This is a genomic window from Pseudorhodobacter sp. (genome assembly GCF_034675685.1).
Taxonomy (GTDB): domain Bacteria; phylum Pseudomonadota; class Alphaproteobacteria; order Rhodobacterales; family Rhodobacteraceae; genus Pseudorhodobacter.
The window spans coordinates 93088-118793 of sequence record NZ_JAUCDA010000004.1 but is presented as its reverse complement, the minus strand read 5'-3'; the positions used below and the strand labels follow the sequence as shown (position 1 = coordinate 118793).

The following is a 25706-nucleotide window of genomic DNA, read 5'->3' as shown; positions in this document are numbered from 1 at the left end:
CCCTTGGCCGCCCCATTCCCCGGCCAAAAAACCAAAGCGGCACCCAGCCCTGAAGGCCAATGTAAACAGCCGCAGCTTTGCGACGGGCTGGTGCCAAGCTGGTTTCAACAAGAACCGGAAACACTTTTGCCCACGCGCAAGCGATTGCCCTTCTGGCCCAGATTGACTACATGAGGCGGTAAATATGCCTCGGATGGAGCAAGATCATGGCCAGCTATCAATATATCTACCACATGGACGGCGTGTCAAAGACCTATCCCGGTGGCAAGAAATGCTTTGAAAACATTCACCTCAACTTCCTGCCCGGTGTGAAAATCGGTGTGGTCGGCGTGAACGGTTCGGGTAAATCAACCCTGCTGAAAATCATGGCGGGAATCGATACCGATTTCAAGGGCGAGGCATGGGCGGCCAAGGGCACACGCGTTGGCTATCTTGCGCAGGAACCGCATCTTGATCCGAACCTGACGGTGAAAGAAAACGTAATGCTTGGCGTGGCCGACAAAACCGCAATTCTAGAGCGTTACAACGAGTTGGCGATGAACTATTCGGATGAAACCGCCGATGAGATGGCCGCCTTGCAAGACCAGATCGACGCTGGCAACCTGTGGGAACTGGAAGCGACCGTTGGCGTAGCGATGGATGCGCTGCGCTGCCCGCCCGATGACGCGAATGTCGAAGACCTTTCAGGCGGTGAACGCCGCCGCGTGGCGCTGTGCAAGCTGCTGTTGGAAGAACCCGACATGCTGCTGTTGGACGAACCGACCAACCACCTGGACGCCGAATCCATTGCCTGGCTGCAAAAGCACCTGATGAAATACAAAGGCACGATCCTGATCGTGACCCATGACCGCTATTTCCTGGATGATATCACAAGCTGGATTCTGGAACTCGACCGTGGCCGCGGCATTCCATACGAGGGCAATTATTCGTCATGGCTGGAGCAAAAAGCCAAGCGGATGCAGCAGGAATCGCGCGAAGACAAGACCAAGCAAAAGGCGCTGGAAAAGGAACTTGAGTGGATCCGCTCTGGCGTCAAGGCCCGCCAATCCAAGGGCAAGGCCCGTCTTACCCGCTATAATGAAATGGCCGGCCAAACCGTCATGGAACGTGCCACCACCGCACAGATCGTCATTCCCAACGGCGAGCGTCTGGGCAACAAGGTGATCGAGGTTGTCGGCCTGAAAAAACATATGGGCGACAAGCTGTTGATCGAGGATCTGAGCTTTACCGTGCCACCCGGTGCGATTGTGGGCGTCATTGGCCCGAACGGCGCGGGCAAATCCACGCTGTTTCGCATGATCACCGGCCAGGAACAGCCGGATGAGGGCACGATCACCCTGGGTGACACCGTGCAACTGGCCTATGTTGACCAGTCGCGCGACGCGCTTGACCCGAATGCCACCGCATGGGAGGAAATCTCGGGCGGGGCCGAGGTTATCCACCTTGGCGACATGGAGGTGAACAGCCGCGTCTATGCCGGTTCGTTCAACTTCAAAGGCACCGATCAGCAGAAAAAAGTCGGCCTGCTTTCAGGCGGTGAACGCAACCGCGTGCATATGGCGAAACTGCTGCGCTCTGGCGGCAACGTGCTGCTGCTGGATGAGCCGACCAACGATCTGGACGTGGAAACCCTGCAAGCGCTGGAACAGGCGATTGAGGATTTCGCCGGCTGCGCCATCATCATTTCGCACGACCGCTTTTTCCTCGACCGTCTTTGCACCCACATGCTCGCGTTTGAAGGCGACGCGCATGTGGAATGGTTCGAAGGCAACTTTGAAGACTACGAACAAGACAAGATCCGCCGCTTGGGGCCGGATGCGTTGGAGCCAAAGCGGGCAAAGTACAAGCGGTTCAGCAGGTAACCGGCCCAAACCTGTAAGGTCCATAGTCTCTTGGGTATTCACTGGCCCAAGAAACATGGGCCTTCAGGGCCTGCCGCGCAACAAGGCCATTCCTGGCAGGGGGCGGCAGGAACAAAGGCATGCAATCAAGGCCTGGCCCAGCCCCTTAAAGCGTTTCGCCTTGGCCCTTGCGCATATATCGCTGCCTGAAATTGAAAACTTCAACGCGTGCCGGGCAGTGTTTGCAAACCAGGGTCGAAACGCCCTAACGCGTAAATGACACCGAAAGCGTAAACCTGTGGGTGCCGGGGGGAATATCTGCCGGGGCCTTGGGCAAGCGGGCGCGTTTTACCGCATCAACGGCCGCACGGTCCAGCACGCCGTCACCCGAACTTTTGGCCACCGCCAGCCCGGTCAGCGCACCATTGGTCGAAACGCTGATGGCCAGCGACACCGCACCCTTGGCGTTGCCGGTTGCGGGCCGACGCTTGCTTCGCTCAATGCTCTTGCGGATCGCCCCCCCCCAGCGCGCCATTTCGCTGGCTTGGGCCTGTGTGCCGGGCTTTTTCTGGCCGCCGCCGTTCTGGCCTGCGCTGGTCTGGCCTGCAGCATTACTTGCCTGCCCCTTGGCCCGCTCGGTCTTGGTTGCGGCTTTCGGCTTTGCCACTGGTGCCGCAGGCTTTGCCGGTTTGGCAATGGGTTCTGGTTTTGGCTCTGGCACCGGCGGCTGCAGCTTGGGGGGCGGCGGTGGTTGGGGGGGCGGCAAGGTATCGGCAACCATCGCTGTATCCATAACCTCGGTCGGCAAGGCCGGCGTCAAGGGCGGGGGAACCGGCAAACCCGGCGCAGTCTGTTGGGCCAGCGGCATCTGCGGGGCGCTATCGGGTGCAGGCGGCTGCAATCGGGCCGGGGTGATGGCAGGCGGCGGCGGGCTATCCCAGTCGGCGACCAGATCTTGCAAATCGGCATCCGCCCCGGCAAGCGCCAGCGTGTCCGCCCCGGCATGGCCTGCCGTACCTGCCTCGCCTATGGTGCCGCCCGTGGTACCGGCCTGCCATATCAGCAGATGTGCGCCCAATGCCAGCGCCAGAAACCCGCCAAATTCCAATACCGCCTTCATTTTGCACGCACCGACAGTTCAACCTGGGTAAGGCCAAGGCCCGCCAGCCGCGAAAGCGTTTTCGCCACATCGACGCCCGGCAAGGCCGCATCGGCCCGCAACGTCAGGGTTTGACCGGGCTCAACCGTAGCAAGCCGTTGCCACACGGCATCCCCCACCATATCCAGCATCGCAACGCCGCTTTCGCCAAGATACAGCACAAGCGCATCATCCGCAGCTTTATCCGATCCGGCATAAGGCAGGTCAATATCGACAGGCGGAGGCGGGGCCAGCCGCGCCGACATCAGAAAGAAGATCAACAGTAAAAATACCACGTTGATCATCGGCACAACCGACTCTGGCATAGCGCGGCGGGATGGTCTGGCAAAGCGCATGGCCTATTCCACCACAGCAAGCCGGGCAAAGCCGGCACGGTTCAGGGTTTCGGCAACGTCGATCAGACGTTGCAGGCTGGCCCCGGCATCTGGCCGCAAGATGATGATATCATCGGGGCTGTTGGTCAGCGCAGAAAGGCGGCGCGCAAGGTCTGGCACTGCTACCGGAACGCCGTTCAGCGCCAGCGCCTCTGGCGAAATCTCCAGCAACCTCGGGGGGCCGTCATAGTTTGCCGCGCCGCCACCTGAAACGATGGGCAAGGCCTTGTCATGCCCGAATTGCGAGGCCAGCATAAAGAACACCAAAAGCAAAAACACCACGTCGATCATCGGTGTCAGACTGGGGCGGCGCGGCCTGCGCTGTTCACCAAAACAAAACATCAATCGACCGCCTTGTTTTGTGGTACTGGCATCGCCGCCTGGGCGGACTGGGTGAAAATGCGGGTCGCCATATCCTCTAACCGGTTTTGTGCGCTTTCAGCGATGCTTTCAAACCATGACAGCGCGACAGCAGCGGGGATAGCAACGGCCATACCGGCCGCCGTGGTCAACAGCGCCTCCCAAATGCCCCCTGCAAGCAGCGACGGGTCGCCCTGCCCGCCGCTTTCCTGTAAAACCCGAAACGCCTCGATCATCCCAAGCACGGTGCCCAAAAGCCCGATCAACGGCGCAATCGTAACAATCAATTCCAAAGGGCGCAGGCCGCTGCGCAACCGCCCCAGCACATGCTGGGCCAAGCGCGCCGTTTCCTCGCGGGCGGCGGCATCGGGCAAACGGCGGGTCGCCACCACATCCGCCACAAAGCGGGCATATATGCCGCGGCCCGTTGCACCTGCCGTCTGCCCGGCACAAATCTGCGCCAATGCCCGCTCTGCCGATGCGATTGACCAAATGCCAAGGCGCAACAGCCCCCACAGCTTCCACAGGATAATCGCCAGCGTAACCACCGATAGCCCCGCAATCGCCCAAAGCGCGGGGCCGCCGGTATCAAGAAACGCGCGCAGGGTGGCAAGGTTGATTTGCATGCTCTTTGCCTTTTATCAGTGGACCGGACGGGTGAATCGCATCAGACCACCTCCAGCGGTTGAAAAACCGGGCCTTGGGATGTGGTTTCAAACCATGCTGTAATGCCGAATGTGTCCCGCAAAAGCTGCGGGGTCAGCACGGTTTGCGCTGTGCCATCGGCCACGATCACGCCCTTGTCCAGCACCACAAGCCGGGTGCAAAACCGCGCAGCAAGGCCAAGATCATGCAATGAGACAAGGACGGAATGGCCGCCCTTTGCCAGCCCGGCAAAGCAGTGCATCGTGGCAATCTGATGCGCGGGGTCAAGGCCCGCAATCGGTTCATCCGCCATCAGCAGCGGGGTTTCCTGGGCCAGGGCGCGGGCAATCAGGGCGCGGGCCTGTTCCCCACCCGACAGCCGGGTCGCCGTGCGATGGCGCAGGCTGCCCAGCGCCATCCGGTCAAGCGCGCGGGTGACGGCAGCGCGGTCAGCGTCGCTGGGCCGCTGGCCGGGGGCCAGATGCGGTGTGCGGCCCAAAGTGACCAACGTCTCGACACTGACGGGCCAGGCGATTTCACGGGTTTGCGGCATCCAGGCCACCGCGCGCCCCCTATCGCGGGGCGACATCCGCGCCAGCGAACTTGCGCCGCGATGGGGCAACAGCCCCAGGGCCGCACGCATCAGGCTGGTTTTTCCGGCACCATTGGGGCCGATCAGGCCGACAACCTCGCCCGCCGCAAGGGTCAGGGACACATCGGTCAAAACCGCACGGCCCCGCAATGTCACACTTAGGTTGCTGGTGGAAAGCAGCGTCATTGCCCCTCTCTCCGGGTGCGGTAGATCAGATGCAAGAACAAAGGGGCCCCGACCAGCGCCGTCAGCACCCCCAATTTCAGGTCGCGCGCGGGCAGCAGCACCCGCACGGCGATATCAGCCGTCAGCAGCATAAGCGCCCCGCCAAGGGTTGACGCCCACAACAGCGCCCCCGGCCGCGCACCAACAAAGCCACGCAGGATATGCGGCACCACCAGCCCGACAAAACCAATCGCCCCCGCCACCGCTGTAGATGCGCCGACCACCGCCGCCGTCCCAAGGATCAAGGTCAGACGCAGACGGTACAGGCTGATGCCCATCGCCTCGGCTGCATCTTCGCCCAATGTCAGCGCATCAAGGCCGCGCGCCAATGTTGCCAGCATGCCCGCACCGATCACGATCAGCGGCAGCGCGATCCAGACATGGGTCATGGACCGATCCGCAAGCGAGCCCATCATCCAGAACACAATCTCGCTTGCGGCAAAGGGGTTGGGCGACAGATTCAACGCCAGCGTCGTCAGCGCCCCCGCCAGTGCAGAAATCGCGATACCTGCAAGGATCAGCGTCAGCGAAGACCCGCGCGGCCCCGCCAAAGCCAAGACCAGAACCATCCCGACCACCGCCCCTGCCAGCGCCGCAAAGGGCAACGCCAGCACAGTAACCGCTGCCAGCCCGGTTTGCAGGGCGACAACCGCCCCCAGCGCGGCGGATCCAGACACCCCGATCAACCCCGGATCAGCCAGCGGGTTGCGCAGATACCCTTGCATCGCCGCCCCCGCCAACCCCAGCCCTCCGCCAATCAGCACCGCCAGAATGGCGCGCGGCAGGCGGATCTCGCGCATTACCAACACCATGGGGCCCTCGCCCCCCCATATCAGCGCGTGCAGGCTTTCCACCGGGCCAATCCCCGCTGGGCCGATCAGCAGCGAGGCGCAGAACAGCGCCAGCACCAGACCCGCAAGACCCGCAAACAGCCGCATCATGGCGTCCTCATGCTATGGCGCAATTCGACCATGGACCCAATCGCGCGCAAGACGAAAGGCGTGCCGCAAACCCAATCGGCATCGCTAAAGCTGCCGCTGGTGCTATGGGCGCGCAAGGCCGTGATCACCGGGTGATCCATGATGTCTTCGGACCGTGACGCGCCCGGATACGGGGTAGAGGTAATCACCGCCTCGGGCGCGGCCATCGCCAGAACCTCCAGCGGCAGAACGCCGGTGTCCGTAACCCCCACCTCGGCTGCGATATTGTCAAAGCCTGCCGCGATCAGGATCTGGCCTGCGACGGTATCGTCATTTGCGGTATAGCCATTGGCCGAAAACAGGGCGGCGCGGGGGCGGCGGCCGGCCTGCTGTTGAAAACCCGCCAACCCGGCGCGGTAATCGGCCACGATTTGCGCCGCCGCATCCTGTCGGCCCAAAGCATCGCCCATTTGGGTAATGCGGTCGGCAACATCGTCAAGCGAATAGGCCGGTTCAAACGTCTCGACGCGCAGGCCAAGCCGTCGCAGCATGTCCACCGAGGCCCGCGCCGTAAAGCTGCCGGCAAGGATCAGGTCGGGGTGCATCAGATAGATTTCCTCGGCCAACCCCTGATTTTGCACAAACCCCTTCGCCTCATTGACCATGGCAGAGCTGCGCGGGTCAGTCGCAAGCCGCGAAACCGAGACAAGCTGCCCCTGTGCTGCGATCAGCATCGCCAGTTGATCGGTGCAAAGATTCATCGACACCACGCGCTGCGGGATGTCAGCAAGGGCGGCAGGGCTGAAAAACCCCGCCGCCAAGGCCAATATTACAAGGCTGATACGCGCCCGTGACCGCATCCTAGAACACGGTCGACAGGCCAAGGAACGCCGTTCTGCCTTGGGTGCTGTAGCCGTCCAACTCATTGTATTTTTTATCGAACACGTTGTTGATCTTGCCTGTCAGCGTCACCGTATCGGTCAGCGCATGGGTAAAACCAAAATCGACAAGCGAATAGTTGCCCAGCTTTACGACGCCACCCCCAAAAGACGGGCTGGTGAAATCAACATCATAATTGCCCGCGACGTGGCGAAGCCCAAGGTTCAGGCGCGTGCGCGCATCTGCCAGGGTATAGTTGACGCGAACAGAGGCATCATGCTTGGGGCGGCGCACCTCTACCGAGCCGTCAGGATTGCGGGCATCGGTCCAGGTATATGCGGCCACGACATTTACACGGTCGGTCAGGTTCAGGTTGGCGCCAACCTCTACCCCCCGACGCTTGCTTTTCCCGGTTTTATTGATCGCTACGTTCGGTGTCACCGTATAATCCGCGCCAATTTCATCTGTCAGACGGTCATTGAAATAGGTCACGTCAATGCTGCCCCGCCCATCCATGATCTGCTGTTCTACCCCAAAGTCGAAACTGCGACTTTTTTCGGGTGTAAGGTTCGGGTTGCCGCGGAAATTCGCGAAATAGCCGAATTGCTCAATGATCGTCGGGTTCTGCACCCCGGTTCCCGCCGATCCATGTAGCCGCGTCGTGCCATTGGGCAGCGTGTAGGACAGGCCCATCGAATAAGTCGTCGAATCCTTGAACCCATCATTGTTGTCATGCCGCAAGCTGGCTTGCAGGCTCAGGCCATTTTCAAACTGCCCCTGATATTCCAGCACGGCAGAAGTTTGGGCGCGCTTGGTGGTTTGCAGCGCCGAGGCGGGCGGTGGGCCAAACAGGAAGGCCGCCGCATCATTGTGCTTGTAATCCTGCTTTTCATGTTGCACCGAAACCGTCACAATCTGCTTTGCATCGGCAAGGCTGGCGGCATCCAGTGCGTAACTCGCTGTATAGGCAAGTTTTTGGCGATGGCCCGTGGTATCAAGGTTTTTCACTCGGGCAGCGTTGCGCGCCTGAATGTCGATCGCCCCAAAGGTCAGTTCGATCCGGTTGGAAAGCCGACCACCCATCGCATCCGCCTGCAGATAGGCCGAACCATAGGTTTCCTGAACAGACCCGTCAGCCGCGGAATCCTTGACAAGACCAGCCGCGTTTGGTGCGCCCCAGACAAAATCATCGCCATCGGCATCGCGATTGGTGTGGCGCAGGGTCGCGCCGATGGAAACGCTATCGGTCAGGTTGTAGCTGCCATTCAGATTGACAGTGCGGTTTATGCTGCCATCCTTTTCCCCGCCGGCAGTCCCCGACATATCAAAGCCATCAGTCGAACGCCCGGCAAAAGACAAGCCCAGCTCGCCCCGGTCGCTTTTGCTGCGCAGGGCAAAATTTGCATCCTTGCTACCATCCGACCCGAACTGAACCCCGGCCTTGCCGGAAACACCGTTCGCCTCGGCGCGCTTTGTGGTGATCGAGATAACGCCGCCTATCGCCTCGGACCCGTAAATCGCCGATTGCACGCCACGCAGCACTTCGATCCGGGCAATATCCGCCGTCAACATGCCCGCAAGATCATAGGCCCCGGTGCTGACATCCGCCACGGCGATACCGTCAATCAGTATCAAGGTGTGTTGTGCCTCATGGCCCCGCATCCGCACTTCGGTCAGGCCACCGCCCCCGCCTGTGCGGGAAAGTGTGACGCTGGGAACCGATTGCAAAGCGTCAGAAACATAGGTGGCACCCAGATCTTTCAAATCCTGTTCGGTCAGAATGCTGACCGCGTGACCATAATTACGCGCCTGAACCGGGCTGAGCCCGCCCGAAACGATGATCTCGCCCAGATCAAAGGCCTCTTGGGCGATACTTGCCGTCGCAAGAAATGGGGATGTGGCAACGGTGGCCAACAAGGCGGTGCGCAAGGAAGACGTCAGCATTTCAAACCCTCAGTAGCGGCCAATCACGGCCACCAGATCAAACAAATGGTACTGGAGGGATGGTGCCCCCGCAGCCGGTGAAATCACCACGCGCGGAAGCTCCGCAGCCCGACACGCCCCTCGCGGTCGAACAGGGTGAATGCTCAGGCAGGTCTCCTGACTTGCAGATCATCGCTTGGCCGGCCCTTCCCGCAGCGCATTGCGCCACAGTGGTCAATCCCGGCTTCGCTCTCCGCTTACAGTTGCGGGGGCAGTCACGGTATTGGTGCCTGAAAGTTGCACCGCACCGCGTTCCCTTTTAATTGGGCGGCTGAACCACCCAAACCAAAGCAAGGTCAAGATAACGAGAATCCACCCGGATGTGAAGAGGGCGTGAAGATAACCCCGCAATCAGATTTCCTGGCCAGAATTCACACTGGCACCGCGGCCGACAACAGCCCGGCACGCAAGGCATTGGGGAATTTGCGTTTGATCATAACGACATAACGGCTTTCGGGCAGAACGGCCAACCCCATATCTTCGCGTGCAAGCAAGGGCATCAGGGCAATACCGTCCACCTCAGCCGCAAAACCGCCGATCAAACGCAAATCATGCGGGCCTTATTGCGCAGCGATGCTGAAGGGGCCATGCGGAATTTCCTTGGGCGCAAAGCTGTCAGCGGCAGCGCGGCCCCAGCGGCTTTGCCACTCGCGCAGGTCTGGATGCGGGTCTTTGCTCAGCAAAAAGCCCTCGGGCAGATAGGCATAGACCTCGTTTCCGTCACGAAATGCGTTATCCGTTTGCCGAAACATCAGATGATACGGCAGGAAATCATTCGGGCAATCCAGCCCGGCCGCGCCTGCGATCTCACCCAAAGCCTTTAGGGTATTGCTGTGAAAACGGGCGACGCGGGTGCTTTTGTCGTCGGGGTCAAGCGCACGCTGGCGCAGCGTATCTTGGGTGGCAATGCCAACCGGGCATTTGTTGGTATGGCAGGCCTGCGCCTGAATACACCCGATCGCAAACATGAAACCACGCGCCGAGTTGCACCAATCTGCACCAAGCGCCAAGGCCCGCGCGATATCAAAGGCGGTAACAATCTTGCCAGCCGCGCCAATACGGATTTCTTCGCGCAAACCCGCGCCGCGCAAGGTGTTGTGAACGAAATGCAGGCCCTCCAGCATCGGCATGCCGACGCGGTTGGCAAATTCAAGCGGGGCAGAGCCGGTGCCACCTTCCTTGCCGTCAACGACAATGAAATCGGGGGAAATACCCGTTTGCAGCATGGCCTTGACCATGCACATGAATTCACGGCGATGCCCGATACACAACTTCAGGCCGACAGGTTTGCCACCCGACAGATCACGCAAGCGCGCCACAAAGTCCATCAATTCCAACGGGGTCGAAAACTCGCTATGCGCGGCAGGGGATACGCAATCAATGCCCATCGGGATGCCGCGCGCGGCGGCAATTTCGGGGGTGATCTTGGATGCGGGCAGCATGCCGCCATGGCCGGGTTTCGCGCCCTGACTCAGCTTGATCTCGATCATCTTGATTTGCGGATCAGCGGCCTGTGCCGCGAATTTCTGCGGATCAAACCCGCCCTTGTCGTTACGGCAGCCAAAATAGCCCGAAGCAACCTGATAAATCAACGCGCCGCCCTGACGGTGATGGATGCTGATGCCGCCTTCGCCCGTATCATGCGCAAAGCCACCTATTTTGGCGCCCGCATTCAAAGCCTTGATGGCATTGGCAGAAAGCGCGCCAAAGCTCATCGCAGAGATATTGTAGATTGAGGCGTCATAGGGTTGCAGACAGTTCTTGCCGCCAATCCGCACCCGGAAATCACTGTTGGTTATGTGCTTGGGGTTGATCGAATGGGTAACCCAGGCATAGCCGGAATCGTAAACCCGTTCAGAGGTTCCAAAGGGTTTCTTATCCTCGACGCCTTTGGCGCGCTGATAGACCAGACTGCGGGTTTCGCGGCTGAAAGGTTCTTCGTCGCGGTCGCTTTCCAACAGATATTGCCGGATCTCGGGGCGGATCGATTCCATCAGATAGCGGATATGCCCGATAATCGGATAATTGCGCAAAACCGCGTGCCGCGCCTGAATAACATCATAAACCCCCAAGGCAAACAGCGCCGCAAAAACTGCAAACAGCAAGACCATCCAGCCAGACAGCGTGGCGGCGGCGGCCACGGCAAAAACCAGGGCCGCGACAAATGCCACACCCAGCAGGCTGTAGCGTTTCTGGAGATAGGTTGAGCGCATCGAAAGCCCCCGAAATGTCAAAGTGAAACAGCCCGGAGGCGCGCGCCTGTCGAGCTGCATTGGATTCTGTTGCGTAAAGCTGTCACGAACACAGCAAACAGTCCAGAGTGGCTGTCGTAAACAGTTCTTGCGTGCCCTAAAGGCCATTGTCAGGCCGCGCGCCGCCGCACCTGATCTGAACCGCGCAGATCGCCCCCGTTCCGCGCATTTGCCCCCCCACGATCCCGCATGCGCGCGCCCTTGCCCCGACAGAACCGGCCCTGTCACAAATGCCGCTTTTGGCCTTGCCTTTTTTGGGCCGCTTTGAGGGTCGCGCCCCTGCCCGAAGACATTGCGCTATACATTCGGCCACGCTAGGCTTTGCTTGGCGAACGGGCCCGCAAGATGCGGGTGGTTATAGCCAAATGCGCCTATCGCCGCCCTTTGGCAACGCCCCCGGCGGGCCAAACTTCGGGGCCACGACAGAGGTTTTTGTCGCCCTGCGGCGGCACTGATAGTGAAAGAGCGAACGTGTCTGACAGACCCTCTACCCTTGCCTTGTTTCGCAATCAGACGTTTCGGTCGCTTTGGATAGCAGCGTTGGCGTCAAATTTTGGCGGTTTGGTGCAGGCGGTTGGCGCCGCATGGATGATGACCGCCCTGTCGGATTCGCAAAGTATGGTGGCGCTTGTTCAGGGCTCTGTCGCGCTGCCAATCATGGTGTTTTCCTTGCTGGCGGGGGTGTTTGCCGATAATTTCGACCGCCGTCGCGTGATGCTGATCGCGCAAACCTTCATGTTCCTGGTGTCGGTTGTTCTGACGATCATGGCGTTGAAAGGCTGGCTTACGCCCTGGACGCTTTTGGGGTTCACCTTCCTGATTGGCTGCGGCACAGCGCTGCACAACCCGTCCTGGCAGGCAACCATGGGTGATATTGTCTCACGCCAGGAATTGCCGACGGCGGTTTCGCTTAACTCCATGGGCTTCAATCTGATGCGCAGCATTGGCCCGGCGATTGGCGGCACCATTGTCGCCCTTGCCGGGGCGGCGGCGGCCTTTGCGGTAAACGCGCTCAGCTATATCGCCATCATCTTTGCGCTGTATCGCTGGAAGGCCCCGATACGCGACCTGCACTTGCCACGAGAGCCGATGGGCAGCGCATTTTCCGCCGGTTTTCGCTATGTTTCCATGTCGCCCAATCTGATGCGGGTCATCTTGCGCGGGTTCTGGTTTGGCGTTGCGGCGATTGCGATTTTGGCGCTGTTGCCCGTGGTGGTCCGCGAGGAATTGCATGGCACCGCCTTTGTCTATGGCGTCATGCTGGGGTGTTTCGGGATGGGCGCCGTTGGCGGCGCGCTGATAAATGCGCGATTGCGCGCGCGTTTCAGGAATGAGCGGATTGCGCGCGGCGCTTTCATTGGCTTTGCGATCAGTTGTTTTGCGTTGGCGACCAGCCAATATACGATACTCGGCGGCGCCGCCCTTGCGCTTGCCGGGGCGTGCTGGGTTATCGCGCTGTCGATGTTCAACGTGACGGTGCAACTGTCAACGCCGCGCTGGGTGGTTGGGCGGGCGCTGGCGCTGTATCAGACCGGCGTGTTTGGCGGCATGGCGCTGGGTAGCTGGGTCTGGGGCGCGCTGGCGGAATGGGACAATGCGTCATCGGCGTTGATGTGGGCTGCAGCCGTGCTGGTGACTGGCGCGCTGATCGGGCTTCGGCTGCCGCTGCCAGAGTTTGGGGGCCTGAACCTTGACCCCCTGAACCGGTTCAAGGAACCCAAACTGCCGTTTGATATCAAATATCGCAGCGGCCCCGTCATGATCATGGTCGATTATGAAATCGCACAGCAAGACGTGCCCGCGTTTTTGGCTGCGATGAACCAGCGGCGGCGGATTCGCATCAGGGATGGGGCAAAGCAATGGGTCTTGCTTCGGGATCTTGAAAACCCGGAACATTGGAGCGAAAGCTATCATGTGCCGACATGGGCCGAATATATCCGCCACAATGAACGCCGCACCCAATCAGACACCGGGCCAACCGAGCAGTTACGAAAACTGCACCGTGGCGCAACGGGCCCGGTGGTTCACCGGATGATCGAACGCCAGACTGTGCCCTTGCGCGATGATCTGACCCTGAAAGAAGACCCCAACATGCCACATTGACGCGTGCTGCGCCATCCAGCGCAGATCAGGGATTGGCCAGCAGGGCGAACACATTTTCACGATCCGAAAGCACCAGCAAAAGCGCAAGATCCCCCGGCTCCAGCTGATCAAGGATATGTTCGGCCCCCACCGACGGGGCGCAGGCCTGCCCGATATGCTCTGGCCGGATACCCGCTGAAATGGCCGAACGTGTCAATAAATCGGGCGTTTCGCCCAAGACGCGCCCCCGCAGATAATCTGCAATTTCCGCGATGACGATGCGGTCGGGCTGAAACCGGATCGCGGTTCTCGTCACTTCGCCTATATCTTCGTCCGAATGGTCGCCGGGCTGGCTAAGCATCAAGAACCGCCGCTTTGACGGAATGGCGGCCAAACTTCTGCATACGGCTGCGACCGAATGGGTATTATGGGCGAAATCAACAAAGACCCGCGCGCCATTATAGGCAAACTCATTCAGGCGGCCAGGGTTGCCTTTGGTATCAGAGACAAAGCCACAAAGCCCGGTGCGGATAGCGTGATGCGAAATTTCCAGGGCCATGCAGGCACATAAGGCGGCAAGGGCATTTTGCGTATTGTGTTCGGCCATGCCGGAATGGGTTATCGGCACATCCCGCAGCGCGATGGAAAAACCATCACCACTGCCGTCGAGAAAGACCATCTCACCTTGGCTGACAAAGGCGCAGGGCTGGCCAAGCGCGCGCGCCTGTCTGATCATGGGCGCGCCCCGATCAAGCGAGAACCAGCAGATCGTTTTGTCAACACTGGCGGCGGCCTCCACCACATGCGGATCATCGGCGTTCAGAACCAGAACGCCGCCCGGCCCCAGCGCGCGCGCAACGGCAAATTTGGCCTGTGCCAGTTCGGGCAGGGTCATCACGCCGTATTCGCCCAAGTGATCCCTGGCGACATTGGTCACCACGGCCACACGGGCGCGGCGGGTCGCCAGACCCCGGCGCAAAATGCCCCCGCGCGCGACTTCCAGCACAGCGATTTCAACCCGAGGGTCGCGCAACACCATCCGCGCGCCGCCGGGGCCGGAGAAATCGCCCCGTTCCAGAATCTCATCCGCAACCTGCACTGCATCGGTTGATGTCAGCCCAACGGTTTTACCGGCAACGCGGGCGATTGCGGCACAAAGGCGGGTGGTCGTGGTCTTGCCGTTGGTTCCGGTAATCAGCGCCAGCGGAATGTCATGCAGGGCCGGCCAATCAACATCTTGCGGCCCGGGCAAAGCCCCCGCGGGCCATGTTTTGCTGCCTGCGCCGTGGCCAATCGAAACCGCGTCATCATCGCATAGAATATCCACATCTTGCGCCGCCGCTGCATCCATCAGGGCCATCAGCGCGGGGTTCGCCTCTTGTGCCATCACCGCTTGCAGATCACCGATCAGCATGTCAAAGGCCAGCGGTTCGGCGGCCAGCGGCTCGGCGGCCAGCAATTCGGCGGCGCAATACTGCCACGCCGCCTGCGCCACATAAACCGCCGAATAAAGCTGATCCAGCGGCGCCGAAAGGGCCAGACTGATGCCGCCCTGAAAGCGCCGATGGGTGACATGCTGGGCGTGCCAGCCAACGGCATCCAGCACACGCCGTGCATGTTTGCCCCAAAGGCCTGCCAGAATTTCGGTATCTGCCGCCTCGATATCCATGATCGCGCCGGGATGGGCCCAGATGATACCCGGCCCGGTAAGGCGGCGGGCGGGCGAAACGTGGATATGGTCGGCCTGTGCGGCGTCGATGGTCAGTGCAGCCTCAAGCTGTTCGATACGGTTCATCTTTGCGCCCTGTTCAATCGCCGTCGTCAACATCGCCGCGCGCCAAGCGAACCCCGCGCGCGTCTCGCACCATGCTTTGATCACCGTCCATCATGTCTTCGAATGGCACCGAGGCCTGACCGCCGCCCTGCGCCTGCGTGCTGCTGGTTTTGTGATCGGACGCGTTGAAATAAATGATCTGCTTCCAGCATCGCGGGCTGTTATCACCAAAAACAATCACAAGATCACCCGGCTGCGCCATGTTCAGGCTTGCGGCAACCGCGTCTTCCTCATTCGGAATGACGGAGATCTGATCCTCGGAAATGTCGTTTTTCAGAAACGCGGCACGGAAAAGCTGCGGTATTTCATCAGGACCACGGTTGCGCCGATTGTCATCGGCCTTGCAGATATAGTGGTCGAAATGGCCCGCAAGGATGCGTGCGGCCTCGGCGACATCCTGATCGCGGCGATCACCGGGCATCGACAGCACCACAATGCGGCGGCCCTTGACATCAAGACGATCGGCAAGATCGGCCATCGCGCCCAAAGCTGCCGGGTTGTGGCCATAGTCAAGGATCACCTTGAACGGGTGTTCATCAAACACGTTCATGCGGCCCGGCGCCTGAAAATAGCTGGTGTCAAAGGTGCGCAGCCCGTGGCGGATATTATCAAGATCAACGCCGAAACTATAGGCCATTGCCGCCGCGAACATGGCGTTTTGTACGTTGTGCACCGCCTTGCCTTCCAGCGTTGCCGGGATCAGATGCGACCACAATATCGGCATGTGCAGCCCGTTGTCATAGATCGTCAGCATCTCGCCGCTCATGCCCGGCTCCAGCACGATGGCTTTGCCGCCGGCCTTGATATGCTCTTTCACCAGCGAATGACCGGGGTTGAGCGTGACATAAAAGATCGAATCCACATTGGCGTAATCGGCCATTTTCAGGCAATTGATATCATCGGCGTTCAGCACGGCGGTTTGCGTGGCGCTTTCAATCACCACGCGCTTGACGACAGCAAGCTGCTCAACCGTATCAATCCCGGCAAGGCCAAGATGGTCGGCAGACACATTCAGGCAGGCAGCCACATCGCAATGTTGATAGCCCAGACCGCTGCGCACAAGCCCGCCGCGCGCGGTTTCCATCACCGCAAAATCAACCGTCGGGTCACGCAACACCATTTGCGCCGATTTCGGCCCGGTCATATCGCCCTTCACCGACAGCTTGCCATCCACATAGACCCCATCGGTCGAGGTCATGCCGACAATCTTGCCGCTGGCCTTCATGATATGGCCCAGCATGCGCGATGTGGTGGTTTTGCCGTTGGTGCCGGTAATCGCCGCAATCGGAATCCGGCTTTGCTGGCCCAGTGGGAACAGCATGTCAATCACCTTGCCCGCAACATCGCGGGGTTTGCCCTCGGACGGGGCGACATGCATGCGAAAGCCGGGGGCGGCGTTTACCTCTACAATCGCGCCGCCGATATCCTTGTAGGATTTGGTGATGTCGTCGATCAGAAAATCAACCCCGCCAACATCCAGCCCCACGGCCATGATTGCGCGTTCGGCCATATCGCGGTTATCGGGATGGACGATATCGGTCAGGTCAATCGCGGTGCCGCCCGTCGAAAGATTGGCGGTAGAGCGCAGGTAAAACACCTCACCCGGCGGCAAAACGGTGTCAACGCTATGCCCGGCAGCCGCAATCAGCCGCTTTGCCTGATTGTCGATTTCCAGCATTGTCAGCACCTTTTGGTGGCCAATGCCCCGGCGCGGATCAAGATTCACGATATCCACAAGCTCGGCAATGCTATGCCTGCCATCGCCGATCACATGGCCCGGCACGCGTTTGGCAACCGCAACCAGCTTGTTGTTGATGACCAGCATCCGGTGATCAAACCCGGTGACAAAACTTTCCACCAGAATAGCGGCGCTTTTCGAATGAATTTCAGCCTCGGCAAACCCGGCTTCAACCTCGGCATCCTTGGTCAGATTTATCGACACGCCGCGCCCGTGATTGGCATTCAAAGGTTTGACGACCACAGGAAACCCGATCTTATGCGCGGCCTGCACCGCCTGCGCCGCACTGTAAACGATGCGTTGCTGTGGTACCGGCAGCCCCAGATCATTGAGCAGATTATGGGTGTCTTCCTTGTCGCAGGAAATCTCTACCGCGATATGCTTGGTTTCAGAGGTGATGGTGGCCTGAATCCGGCGCTGGTGTTTACCATGGCCAAACTGCACCAATGAAGAGTTGTTCAGCCGGATCCACGGAATATCGCGGTCTTGCGCCGCCTTGACCAGCGAGCCGGTCGAAGGACCAAATTCCTTGCGTTGCGCATGCAGCACAAAGCTGCGCAACTCGGCTTGCCAGTCAAAGCCCGGATCAAACGGGAAATCAACCTGGCCCTGCAAAGCCTGTGGCAGCAGATGCATCAGCAAGCGCAACGCCAGTTCGCCCGCCGCCAGCCCGACATCGCGCTGACGGTAGGCGTAAACCATGTTATACTGCCCCGGAACGCCAGTACCGCGCGTGCGCCCAAAGGTCACTTCGGTTCCGGCCGCGTTTTGCACCTCAATCGCGCAATGTTCCAGAATATGGCCCATCCATGTGCCATCGTCTTCATGCAAGCGGCGCAAAAAGCCCCCCGGCTCGCCATAAGAACAGCCGTGGGCCGCAAGCCCCGGCAAGGCCGCAACCAGCCCGTCAACAAATGCCGTGCCAATCTTTGCAGACGGCCACGCCTCCAACACCCCCAGATCAATTACATGCCGAATTACGGGAAACCCTGCCCAGACGTTAGGCCCGACAAAAACATTGGTTGAGAGTATTTTCAAATGGCCACCTCGTTATTTCAGGATGATCCGCAAAGCTGCGGAATGTTCAAATGCCTTGTACCGGCAACGTACAAAGCGCCGGATGCTGCGCCGGTGGATAGCCGACCCGTGCTTTCAGGTCATATCGACAGCCTTCGCCCAAAACGTCAAGCCGCAACCCCAAAAGGCTAAGCGCCTCGCCCGGTTTGGCATCCCACATCGACGAATGGGTCAGCTTGCTGGCATCAACCACGGTAACGGTGCCGCTGCCGATAACCTCCAGCACATTGTCGGGGCCAATAAAGGCCGCCGTATCCTCATCAATGCCCAGCCCGATCAGAAACGGGTTGAAGGACGAGGCCGTCAGCAACCGCCCCAGCCGATTGCGTTGGGTGAAATGCTGGTCGATGATGACCGCATTGGTCAGCCCGATTCCGGGGGCCAGCGTTACCGTGCCTTCGGCGGGGGATTCGTTGCCCTGCCCGCCCGCGACCATATGTTCCGACATGATCGACGCCCCCGCCGAGGTGCCTGCAACCGGCACGCCCTGCGCATTCTTGCGCCGGATCTTGGTGACCAGATGCGTGCCGCCAAGAATCGCCGACAGGCGCAACTGGTTGCCGCCCGTGATGAAAATTCCGGTCGCATCGTCCAACATTCTGGAAAATTCGGGGTTGTCGCAATCGGCGCGGCTTGTGATTGGCAGGAAGGCAACTTTGCCCGCGCCCAGACCCGAAAAGATGCGGTGGTAATCTGCGCCGGTTGTATCCAGCATCGAGGCGGTAGGGATCACGACGATAGAGGCATCTGCGCCACCACAAAGCTCGACAAACCTGCGGTGGATTTGCATTTCCTTGACGCGATCCTCACCGCCGCCAATGGGAATGATAAACCCGCGGTCGCCTGCGGCTGCCAGTGGTGCTGGACCCATTATATTTCGCTACCCTTTATTCACCTTGGCACAAGCCAATCCTTGCGCCCTGACATCTTCTTACGGCATCCGCCGCGCAGAACGCCAGATGCCGCGGGCTTGCTGGCCGAAAAAACCCATTGGTCAGGAAAGTCGCAGGCGGCACATGGGCGCGTATCTGCGGCATGTTGCTGCCTGCACATGCCGCAGCAGCCCCGGCAAGCCGGGTCAGGCCACGTTACAGCAACCGCTGGTTGCCGGGGTTCGCATGCCGCTGTCAGCGCAGCTCGGACATCAGATCGGCCAAGCGGGTTGCAATGGCACGGGCGACGGCTTCGTCTTGATCGGCGACGGCGCGATCCAGGGCGCGCAGGCGATTGCGCAGCGCGTGCAATTGGTCCACCAACGACAAGATGATCGGCATGGCATCATCATTGACAGCCATATCTTCGGCCAACTCTACGATCAATTGCAGCCGCGCCACGTCAACCCCATCAAAAATCGGGCCCGCATCATCCGACAGGGGCCTGACCCAGGATTGTGAAACGCACAGGGCAAGCCGGCTTTCCGTTAGCCTGTCCACCCGTTTCAGAATTTCGGTTTGTGTCAGCACGACTGTTGGTTTCGACATCATGGCTCTCCTTTCCAGCCCTTGCGGGCATCATGCGGATGGGCCGCGCGCCACGCCTCGATTGCGGTTGCAAGATCGGGGTCGATGCTGACGGGCAGCATGATTTTAAGGGTGACAAGCTGGTCGCCTGCCGCCCGACCTTTGGCCGCAACGCCCTTGCCGCGCAACCGCATCACCCGGCCGCTGCTGGACCCCGGCGGAATGCGCAGATTGACACGGCCCGAGGGGGTCGGCACCTCTACCGTGCCGCCCAAAACAGCTTCATCCAGCGAGATCGGCAATTCCAACAGAATATCGGCACCGACGCGTTCAAAAACCGGATGCGGTGTGACCGTGATGTGGATCAGCGCATCCCCCGCCGGGCCACCGTTAAAGCCGGGCTGCCCACGCCCGGCAAGCCGCAGCGTTTTGCCCGCGTCGATGCCCGCAGGGATGCTGATATCAAGACTGTGCCCATCGGGCATGGTAACGCTGCGTTTTGCACCATTCACCGCATCCAGAAAACTGATCTCAAGGTGATATTGGGCATCTGCGCCGCGCATCTGCATGCGCTGCCCTTCGGCCCCGCCCCCCATACCGCCACGCGCCCCAAAAGCCCGCGAAAATATATCGCCCAAATCGTCAAAATCACCGGCGCTTTGATACCGGTTCGCCTGCCCACCCGCCGCCTGATCCCGGTAAAACCCGCGCGGCGGCTTTTCAGTGCCGGTTGCGTCAATCTCGCCAGCGTCAAAGCGGCGGCGGTGTTCGGCATTGCCAAGCAGGGAATAGGCGGCAGAGACGGCCTTGAACCGCTCTTCGTTCTTGGTGTCACCGGGGTGCAGATCGGGGTGCAGCTTCTTGGCCAGCGCGCGGTAGGCTTTTTTGATTTCTGCATCGGTCGCGCTGGGTTTCACGCCAAGCAGTTTGTAGGGGTCGTCGGGGTGCGTGCTCATAGCGTCGGTATCCTGAAATGATTGGTGGCGCAGGGCTTTACTGGGTGTCAGACGCACCGCATCATGGCGGCTGAAAGCCCGGATCGGCGCCATGATCCACGCATCCTGCGCCGTCCCGAAACCTGATGCGACCTTGAACGCCCGCAGTGTTGTGATGCCGCGTGCAACGGCCCCGCCCCCTTGCCTTGGCAAGGGCGGCGACTGTCAAGCGGTTGCCGCCCGGATGATCTGTCGCCCAAACCGCCTGGCGTTAAAGTGGCACATCGTCATAGCTGCGTTTGGTGGAAGGCGCTTTGCCTGCAAAGCCTTGGGTCATGGCTGCGGTCATGATCTCCATCAGGCGCGCGGCCTCGGTGTTGTAATCCTTCAGCGCCTGACTGAAAAATTCGGACTGTAGCTTTTGAACATCCTCAAGGCTCTTGCAGCCAAGCATTGCTTTTTGGGTTTCTATATCTTGCTGCATCCGCGAAGACATGAATTGCATCACCTGCGCCCCCATATCAGACCACGCCTGCAGTGCGGCGCTGGACATCGGGTTGAAAGCTGCCATGTTTTTCGCACCCGTGGCAAAAATATCGGGTGCAGCGCCAGTTGTGGTTTTGGAATCCTTGGTCATAGTCTGTCCTTTGCTGTTCATGGGGCCGGGCCTATGGGGGGCCGGGCCTATGGGGCAGGCCAAAATATACATCTTTCAGGCCGCGCCTGCAATTTGGCGAAAACCGGCCAGCCCGTGTGATCAAGCGCGCCCAGCAAGACGGTGCCTATGGGAAAACGCTGTCATATGACCCACACCCTATGCATAGCCCCTATCGGCACGCAGCGCATTGACAAGGGTCAATCGGGCCTGACTGCGCGGGGCCAAGAAAAAACGGGAAAAGCGCCGCCCTTTCGGGGCGGCGCTGTCCTTCAAAGCGCGTAGCGCAGGATTGCGGCAAGCGGGGCCTCTGCAGGGATGTCTTGCTTGCGTACCGCCAGCACCCGCGCGCCGGTGCGCAGCGCGCGGCCCGCAATTTCATTGATCACACCGTAGCTGCTTGCATCCGCCTCAGCGGCAAAGGTAACCGCGCCTGTGGTTGCATCAACCGTGCCCGGCACGATCACATCCATATCAATCAGCAAGGTTTCAACGCCGCCAAAGGTTGCCGCCCGCGCTACATCAGATATGTCACTGGTGGCCCTGTTCTGGCTGGCGTGACTATCATAATGGGTTCTGAATTCTGCGATGCGCTTGGCATAATAGGCATCCAGAACCGGCCGCGCGGCTTTGGCCAATTCGGCTTCTGTCAGATGATCCGGGGCCAATTCGATCATGCCATCCAATAGCGCGACACGGCTCAGCGACCGAAACAGCGAGGCGACCGGCATCGTAGAGGCCAGAATAACCGGAATCTCTGAATGGGCCAGAACCGGCTGCAGGGCCGCGTCGATCTTGCGGATATATTGCGCCAGCCGGATCTTTTGCCCCTCTTTGCCCTGAATGCGCCGCCCCGTACCGCTGTCATTGATCGTGGCCTTGCCGACCGCGCTGGCGGCATCTTTCGGCATTTTCGGCACCTTTACTTCGGTGGCGGGCAGGTCGCTTGACACCTCGATCAACCGCACGGCATTTTCCGACACCGCCAGAACATGCGCAGCGTTGGGGAATGTTACGGCCCGCAACAGCGGTTTAAGGTGAAAGCGGTCGGCTACGGCGACCGACTCTGTCAGCTCATTGGCCAGTCGATAGGTCAATAGCTTTTCGGGCGTTGCCAGAATGGCAAGGCTGTGGGCCTGATGCTCCCAAAACTCATCATCTTCAAGAACTGTATCAAAATGTTCTTGCAGCGGCCAGATGCGCCGCTTTTCGATACCGGCGGCTTCCAGTTCATGGATGGCGTCCTTGGCCAGTTGCCGCAACCTTGTGCGGCTTTGGCCAATTTCGTGGGTAAGGGGCGTGGTTGCCAGATAGATCGAGACGCAAGCGTCCGAGCGCAACAAATCCAGATCACCGATTTCGCGCAACGTCGGAAGGTCAATATAAAGCATGTCTTTTCTTTCTTGCAGATCGTATTACCAACCAGCCAGAGTGCCGATTGCCAGGAAGCGCCCTAACGCTACATCATCGGCACCAGCGCCGTCTTGATCTAGGTCATGCCAAGCGGAAACCTGCCGGATCAGCCCTGCGGGCCTTTCACCGCTGGCGGGCGTTTCTTGCGCCGCTTCAAGGCCTCAAACCCGATGATGACATCCAGAAGTTCGGTCGTGATTTCACTTTGGCGCACTGATCGCAATTCGCTGGTCAGCGCCTCCAACTGGTCGTCGATGGATTGTTCGGCCTGCTGCATCCGCGCCAGACGCGCGGCGTTTTCGGTCACCATCGCCTCGGCCGCTGACCGAAACAGCCGCGCGAACAGATAGCTGCGGATCAGCGCTGCCAAAAGACGGTCAGGCGGCATCCGAAACTGCGGCAGGCTGCGCGAGGCCCAAGGTCTTTGCGCCAACCCCGCGATCAGCGCCGGGTCCAGCGGCAGCAAGGGCTGTGCAACCGGGTGTTGCTGCCCATGGTCGCCGCGCTGCATATGAACCAGCGACACGGTGATACTGCCCGCGCCTCGCATCCCGTCCAGCAGCGTGATCAGGCGTCCGGCAAGCCGCCCCAGCCCATCGGCGGTTGCCGGCGGCAGCAAGGTGGTCACGGGCATGATGCCTTGCCCAACCAGCGCATCCTCCATCTGCGCGCCGACACAAATCACCTGCGCGGCGGGGCCGGTTTCCGCAAGCCGCTGGGCCTCGACCGCCACCACCTCATTGTAATTGCCACAAAGCCCGTGATCCGATCCAAAGACAATCACAATCGCAGCCCCCGCCGGCCCGGCATCATGTGGCAGCGGCCCATGGCAATGCACAAAGGCATGAAACCCGGTCAGAACCGTGTCCTGATACGCTTCAATCGCCTGCGCCGCCTGTTCATACGGCAGCGCATTGATGGCCGACATGGTTTTCATCGTGCTGACGATGCCGCGAATGCTGCGCATCGTTTGGGTGCGATGGGTCAGGCGTTCAAGCGTCTGGGCCATTCTTCGCTGCCTTCCCGGCTATCGCCGCCTGCGCTATGTCAAGAATATGGCCGCGCAGTTCATCAGGCAGCTTGCGGTTTTCGGCAATCACCGCAGCCAGCCCCCCATCAGCGGCCCGGATAGCGCGGCGAATAGCCAATATCGCGGCGCGCGTGCGATCCTCCTCCATACCGTCAAGCGCGCCTTCCATTGCGGCGACCAGCACCGCCAATTGCTCATTGGCTGGCATCGGGTCGCGTTCGGCTTGCCGCAAGGCTGCACGCACTGCAGCCCCACGCGACAGGCGCGCGCGGGTGGTTTCGTCCAGCCGGGTGCCAAAACGGGCGAACTCTTCCAGCTCCTCAAATTGCGACAGGGTCACGCGCAGGTTTCCGGCCACCGCGCGAAAGGCACGGGCCTGCGCCTTGCCGCCAACGCGGCTGACCGATACACCCAGATCAACCGCCGGAAACTGATTGGTGCGCACCAATCGGGGGGACAGATAAATCTGGCCATCCGTGATCGAAATCAGGTTGGTCGGGATATAGGCCGACAGGTTTTCGGCCTGCGTTTCCACCACGGGCAAGGCGGTGATTGACCCTTTGCCTGCCGCAAACTGCCCTGCACGCTCCAAAAGCCGGGCATGAACATAAAAGATATCGCCCGGAAACGCCTCACGCCCCGGCGGGCGGCGCAGCAGCAGCGACAATTCGCGGTAGGCGTGGGCGTGATGCGTCAGATCATCCATCACCACCAGCACATCGCGGCCCTTGGCGGCGAAACTTTCAGCGACCGACATCGCCGCATAGGGCGCGATATAGGCCAGCCCCGGCGCATCCTCATCCCCCGCCACGATGATGACCGATTGCGCCATCATATCGCCATCCTGGATTGCGCCGATCACCTTGGCCACCGCATCGCCACGCTGCCCGATCGCACAATAGATGCAGATCACGCCGGTTTGACGCTGGTTCAATATCGTATCCACCGCGATAGAGGTCTTGCCGGTCTGCCGGTCACCGATAATCAACTCGCGTTGCCCCAGCCCCACAGGCACGGCGGCATCTATCGCCTTGATCCCGGTTGCCAGCGGGCGCGACACAGCGCGGCGGTGCAAGATACTGGGGGCCTCTGCCTCGACCGGGGCGGTCGTTGCGCTGTCCACGGGCCCGCCAGCATCGCGGGGGCGCCCCAAGGCATCAACGACCCGGCCCAGCAACGCCAGACCGACCGGCACACTGACCACCTTGTTCGTGCGGCGCACATCCTCGCCCATGGTCACATTCTCAGAGGGGCCAAGCAGCACAACGCCAAGCCTGCCGGGTTCAAGGTCAAACACGATGCCGCTGACGCCCGAAGCGAATTCAAGCAATTCATCGGCCAGCGCGCGGGCAAGCCCGGTTACAATCGCAATGCCGTCGCCCACTTCGGCGACGCGGCCAACCTCACTGACCTCGGGTTTGGGCGGCGGGCTGTCCAGCAGCGCCTGCAGCAGGGTTTCGGTCGTTTGGACTGCGGTTGCGTCAGAGGGCATCGGCAACCTGCTTTCGCAAGGGTCGCCCGGTCTGCGACTCCAACGCGGCCTCCAACCCATCAAGATAGCTGTCCACGGTCCAGCCAACCTGCGCCCCGCCCAACCGCAGGCTGAGGCCCGGCGACAGCGCCGGATCGGTGTTGAAACGCAGGGCGAAGCCCGGCAAAATCTTGGCAAGCTCGTCGCGAAGGGTTGCCTGCACCGCCTCGGGCAGCGGATCGCGGGTCAGCGCTACCGCCTCGCGGCTGCTGCCTGCGGCATCGCGCAGCGCGCCTGCCATGGCCCTGAGCTGGCCTGTGGCATGCAGGGCGATGCGCTGTTCCAGCGTCTCATCCGCCAAATCGGACAGGGCCTTGCGGGTCAGCGCCAGCAGCGCCTTTGCACCGCCAAGATGCAGGTCTGAGGTATATTGGCGGGCCTCGTTGGCGCGCAGCGCCTCGCGTTCGGATTGCTCTTGTTCCAGACGGTGCCGCGCCTCGGTCAACAGTGCATCGCGCGCCATTTTTGCATCATGCTGCGCCTTTTCCAACATCTCGGCCCGGCTGGCAGACAGGTCGGTGATCTGCGCCCTGTATTCGGCCTCTTTGGCCTCGGCGCGGCCACAAATGGCGGCGGCCTCGCCCATGCGGGTGGCAATCTCGGCCTCGCGCGCGTCGATCCCGTCAAGGATGGGGCGATACAAAAACCGTTTGAGAAGCCAGATCAGCACCAGAAAATTCAGGATCTGCGCCCCGACCGTGATCCAGTCTATCGACATGGC

The 25706-nt window shown here is 60.5% G+C and carries 22 protein-coding genes and 1 riboswitch; of the genes, 2 read left to right on the top strand and 20 right to left on the bottom strand.

Annotated elements, in window-relative coordinates; translation table 11 throughout:
• Positions 1 to 206 precede the first annotated feature (206 nt).
• Positions 207 to 1862, top strand: coding sequence for an energy-dependent translational throttle protein EttA (gene ettA, locus VDP61_RS04645; protein ID WP_323005783.1), 1656 nt, complete (start codon positions 207 to 209; stop codon positions 1860 to 1862).
• A 244-nt stretch (positions 1863 to 2106) separates the two neighbouring features.
• Here ettA and VDP61_RS04640 read toward each other — a convergent pair whose 3' ends face one another.
• From VDP61_RS04640 to VDP61_RS04595, 10 genes are all read right to left on the bottom strand, one after another.
• A complete protein-coding gene (locus VDP61_RS04640) occupies positions 2107 to 2961 on the bottom strand; it encodes a TonB family protein (protein ID WP_323005782.1) in 855 nt (284 codons plus the stop codon).
• Entirely contained in the window at positions 2958 to 3335 is a 378-nt protein-coding gene (locus VDP61_RS04635) for a biopolymer transporter ExbD (protein WP_323005781.1), read from the bottom strand. The genes VDP61_RS04640 and VDP61_RS04635 overlap by 4 nt, the downstream gene beginning before the upstream one ends.
• A 3-nt stretch (positions 3336 to 3338) precedes the next feature.
• Positions 3339 to 3716 carry a biopolymer transporter ExbD gene (locus VDP61_RS04630; protein WP_323005780.1) on the bottom strand — a complete coding sequence of 126 codons (378 nt, stop codon included), beginning with the start codon at positions 3714 to 3716 and terminating at the stop codon, positions 3339 to 3341.
• Positions 3716 to 4360 (bottom strand): MotA/TolQ/ExbB proton channel family protein, encoded by a 645-nt coding sequence (locus tag VDP61_RS04625; RefSeq protein WP_323005779.1) that lies wholly within the window; start codon positions 4358 to 4360, stop codon positions 3716 to 3718. Before VDP61_RS04625 ends, VDP61_RS04630 begins: the two co-directional genes overlap by 1 nt.
• 41 nt (positions 4361 to 4401) lie before the next feature.
• Positions 4402 to 5157 carry an ABC transporter ATP-binding protein gene (locus VDP61_RS04620; RefSeq protein ID WP_323005778.1) on the bottom strand — a complete coding sequence of 252 codons (756 nt, stop codon included), beginning with the start codon at positions 5155 to 5157 and terminating at the stop codon, positions 4402 to 4404.
• The gene (locus VDP61_RS04615; protein WP_323005777.1) at positions 5154 to 6137 is read right to left on the bottom strand and encodes an iron ABC transporter permease; all 984 of its coding nucleotides are present in this window, start codon (positions 6135 to 6137) and stop codon (positions 5154 to 5156) included. The genes VDP61_RS04620 and VDP61_RS04615 overlap by 4 nt, the downstream gene beginning before the upstream one ends.
• Positions 6134 to 6976, bottom strand: coding sequence for an ABC transporter substrate-binding protein (locus tag VDP61_RS04610; protein ID WP_323005776.1), 843 nt, complete (start codon positions 6974 to 6976; stop codon positions 6134 to 6136). Before VDP61_RS04610 ends, VDP61_RS04615 begins: the two co-directional genes overlap by 4 nt.
• Position 6977: 1 nt before the next feature.
• Positions 6978 to 8939 (bottom strand): TonB-dependent receptor plug domain-containing protein, encoded by a 1962-nt coding sequence (locus VDP61_RS04605; protein WP_323005775.1) that lies wholly within the window; start codon positions 8937 to 8939, stop codon positions 6978 to 6980.
• Between the two features lie 128 nt (positions 8940 to 9067).
• Positions 9068 to 9283, bottom strand: a riboswitch (cobalamin riboswitch).
• A 66-nt stretch (positions 9284 to 9349) separates the two neighbouring features.
• Positions 9350 to 9526, bottom strand: a complete 177-nt coding sequence (locus VDP61_RS04600) for a hypothetical protein (RefSeq protein ID WP_323005774.1) — start codon at positions 9524 to 9526, stop codon at positions 9350 to 9352.
• Between the two features lie 12 nt (positions 9527 to 9538).
• Complete coding sequence (locus tag VDP61_RS04595) at positions 9539 to 11191, bottom strand: FMN-binding glutamate synthase family protein (RefSeq protein ID WP_323005773.1); 1653 nt, start codon at positions 11189 to 11191, stop codon at positions 9539 to 9541.
• A 510-nt stretch (positions 11192 to 11701) separates the two neighbouring features.
• On the opposite strand from VDP61_RS04595, the gene VDP61_RS04590 reads away from it, so the two are divergent.
• Complete coding sequence (locus VDP61_RS04590) at positions 11702 to 13333, top strand: MFS transporter (RefSeq protein ID WP_323005772.1); 1632 nt, start codon at positions 11702 to 11704, stop codon at positions 13331 to 13333.
• Between the two features lie 25 nt (positions 13334 to 13358).
• Here VDP61_RS04590 and VDP61_RS04585 read toward each other — a convergent pair whose 3' ends face one another.
• The 10 genes from VDP61_RS04585 to VDP61_RS04540 all read right to left on the bottom strand — a co-directional run bounded on the left by VDP61_RS04585 (position 13359) and on the right by VDP61_RS04540 (position 25703).
• A complete protein-coding gene (locus VDP61_RS04585; RefSeq protein WP_323005771.1) occupies positions 13359 to 15107 on the bottom strand; it encodes a Mur ligase family protein in 1749 nt (582 codons plus the stop codon).
• A gap of 13 nt (positions 15108 to 15120) precedes the next feature.
• Positions 15121 to 17922 (bottom strand): cyanophycin synthetase, encoded by a 2802-nt coding sequence (gene cphA / locus VDP61_RS04580; protein ID WP_323005770.1) that lies wholly within the window; start codon positions 17920 to 17922, stop codon positions 15121 to 15123.
• 46 nt (positions 17923 to 17968) lie between these two features.
• Complete coding sequence (locus VDP61_RS04575) at positions 17969 to 18832, bottom strand: cyanophycinase (protein WP_323005769.1); 864 nt, start codon at positions 18830 to 18832, stop codon at positions 17969 to 17971.
• A 256-nt stretch (positions 18833 to 19088) separates the two neighbouring features.
• Positions 19089 to 19442 carry a chaperone modulator CbpM gene (locus VDP61_RS04570; RefSeq protein WP_323005768.1) on the bottom strand — a complete coding sequence of 118 codons (354 nt, stop codon included), beginning with the start codon at positions 19440 to 19442 and terminating at the stop codon, positions 19089 to 19091.
• Entirely contained in the window at positions 19442 to 20377 is a 936-nt protein-coding gene (locus tag VDP61_RS04565; RefSeq protein ID WP_323005767.1) for a DnaJ C-terminal domain-containing protein, read from the bottom strand. Before VDP61_RS04565 ends, VDP61_RS04570 begins: the two co-directional genes overlap by 1 nt.
• 250 nt (positions 20378 to 20627) lie before the next feature.
• Entirely contained in the window at positions 20628 to 20993 is a 366-nt protein-coding gene (locus VDP61_RS04560; RefSeq protein ID WP_323005766.1) for a phasin family protein, read from the bottom strand.
• Positions 20994 to 21283: 290 nt separating this feature from the next.
• On the bottom strand, positions 21284 to 22402 hold the full coding sequence (locus VDP61_RS04555) for a hypothetical protein (RefSeq protein ID WP_323005765.1): 1119 nt from the start codon (positions 22400 to 22402) through the stop codon (positions 21284 to 21286).
• A gap of 128 nt (positions 22403 to 22530) precedes the next feature.
• Entirely contained in the window at positions 22531 to 23433 is a 903-nt protein-coding gene (locus VDP61_RS04550; RefSeq protein ID WP_323005764.1) for a FoF1 ATP synthase subunit gamma, read from the bottom strand.
• Positions 23417 to 24946: a F0F1 ATP synthase subunit alpha gene (locus tag VDP61_RS04545; protein WP_323005763.1), complete on the bottom strand. Its 1530-nt coding sequence runs from the start codon at positions 24944 to 24946 to the stop codon at positions 23417 to 23419. Before VDP61_RS04545 ends, VDP61_RS04550 begins: the two co-directional genes overlap by 17 nt.
• A complete protein-coding gene (locus tag VDP61_RS04540; RefSeq protein WP_323005762.1) occupies positions 24936 to 25703 on the bottom strand; it encodes a F0F1 ATP synthase subunit B in 768 nt (255 codons plus the stop codon). Before VDP61_RS04540 ends, VDP61_RS04545 begins: the two co-directional genes overlap by 11 nt.
• Between the last annotated feature and the right edge of the window lie 3 nt (positions 25704 to 25706).